The organism is Ruegeria sp. CG11, assembly GCF_056537245.1.
On record NZ_JBQFRE010000070.1, the window covers coordinates 1 to 655 of the forward strand.

The 655-nt window shown below is 52.4% G+C and carries 1 protein-coding gene; it reads right to left on the bottom strand.

The window, feature by feature from the left end; genetic code table 11:
- Positions 1–655: calcium-binding protein (locus ACR0KW_RS24270; RefSeq protein ID WP_480807312.1), on the bottom strand; the 655-nt coding region annotated here is incomplete at both ends.

A 655-nucleotide genomic window follows, 5' to 3' on the forward strand; every position in this document is an offset into this window, starting at 1 on the left:
TGATCACTTCGTCTCCATTTGGCCCGGAAACAATCACCTTCAGATGGTTAGAGCCATTGTCACGTACAAGACGAACTTCCTCGGGCGTCACATCGGTCAGGACAAGGCGGTCCAGCTCAGTCGTTGAGCTGGCATTGTCAATAATCCAATCGTTTCCATCGCCGCGTGACCAGATGAATGTATCACTTCCGTTTACTTCGTAGATATGACCATCTCCGCCGCGCAACCTGTCATCCCCGGTTCCGCCCACAAGCAGATCACTATTCCAGCTGCCGTTCAGCTCGTCATTCCCAGCACCGCCATAAAGGTTATCCCGGTAGCTGGTCCCAACAATAGTTTCAGCCCCCGCAGTGCCGGTGACCTGTGTGTTGGCCAGAATGTCGTTCAGCGTCCAGGTTTCGCCATTGCCAAATTCGATCACTTCAATGCCGTAACCTTTGTCCCAATGCTCATAGCGATTGCCGACGTTGATCACTTCGTCTCCATTTGGCCCGGAAACAATCACCTTCAGATGGTTAGAGCCATTGTCACGTACAAGACGAACTTCCTCGGGCGTCACATCGGTCAGGACAAGGCGGTCCAGCTCAGTCGTTGAGCTGGCATTGTCAATAATCCAATCGTTTCCATCGCCGCGTGACCAGATGAATGTATCACT